The following is a 1,087-nucleotide window of genomic DNA, read 5'->3' as shown; positions in this document are numbered from 1 at the left end:
ACGGCGCGTTCTTTAATCTCAGGAGTGTAGGTTTGTCTTTTCATTGTCGTATTCTCTCAGAATGTTAAGTCTCCGACAATACCGGGGCGGTTCAAAATTCTTTGTTACCTCTCGCAAATTTGATCTTGAGGCTTCTCTTATTTCATTAGATGAATCCAAAAAAGAAGTGTTTTCTTCTTTGGTGAAAACCCAACCAAATTACTTCATTGAAGGCCCTCCAGGTGTGGGTAAAACACACCTTATAACCACCTATGTTGATTATCTTTTCCACGAAGAAAACAGCTCAAAGGTGCTTTTGTCTGCTCAGAGTCATGCCACTGTCAATATGCTTTATGATGAAATCACTGAGAAACTCAAAAAGCATGAGTCTTTTGATAGCCTAATTATCATCCCAAACTTTAAGGCTGAAAAAAATGACGATGGTAGTAATGCAGAAACCCTTATTCAAAACGCGACAAACCCTTATATTGATAAATTCAAAAAAAGCGAGATGTTTAGTAAATATTCCAAAGAACCGCTTATTAAGCAGAAGCTCGATAAATTTATTAGTAAATCAGACGCTAAGTTTTTCAATCAAGTTTTACGTGCTGCCAATCTAGTATTTACAACCTCTAACTCTAAATTAATGGAAGAGTTGATAGAGAATAATATCAATTTTGATGTGTCTGTTATGGAAGAGTGCGGCAAGACATCGGGTATCGAGTTGGTGTCACCAATGATAGTATCCAGCAAAAGAGTTCTTATTGGAGACTACAAGCAACTTCCAGCATTTTCAGAACAGGATGTCCAAAAAATTATTAAAAACCCTGGTAGGTTTGATATGGGCTTGGTTATAGAGCAGCTGTCAAATATAGGGTTTAGAAAAGGCGTCATTTTTGATCTTGATTTTAACTATGCTGACATAAACAAAACCTCTAAAGCTGAGCATTTTAGCAACCTTTCTAAATATTTCTCTTTATTCAAAAGTCTGTGTCAAAGTGCAGAAAGTATTAGTGTAACTATCCCCTAAAATAACACAGCTCAAACGTAGAATTTCTTATAAAATACCCATAAGGAGTTTTGATATGAGCAAACGAATGACTGAGAC

The 1,087-nt window shown here is 36.0% G+C and carries 1 protein-coding gene; it reads left to right on the top strand.

Annotated features, from left to right (window positions below):
• The first annotated feature begins 61 nt into the window (after positions 1–61).
• Positions 62–1,009, top strand: coding sequence for an AAA domain-containing protein (locus BLR43_RS13435; RefSeq protein WP_093071475.1), 948 nt, complete (start codon positions 62–64; stop codon positions 1,007–1,009).
• Positions 1,010–1,087 lie beyond the last annotated feature (78 nt).

This window comes from Psychrobacter pacificensis (assembly GCF_900101915.1).
Classification (GTDB): domain Bacteria; phylum Pseudomonadota; class Gammaproteobacteria; order Pseudomonadales; family Moraxellaceae; genus Psychrobacter; species Psychrobacter pacificensis.
The sequence above is the reverse complement of the archived record's forward strand: the minus strand, read 5'-3'. Positions and strand labels throughout refer to the sequence as shown.

Excerpts from the sequence above, each read along its gene's own strand:
- BLR43_RS13435 (WP_093071475.1), top strand. The coding sequence starts at position 62 with ATGTTAAGTCTCCGACAATACCGGGGCGGTTCAAAATTCTTTGTTACC.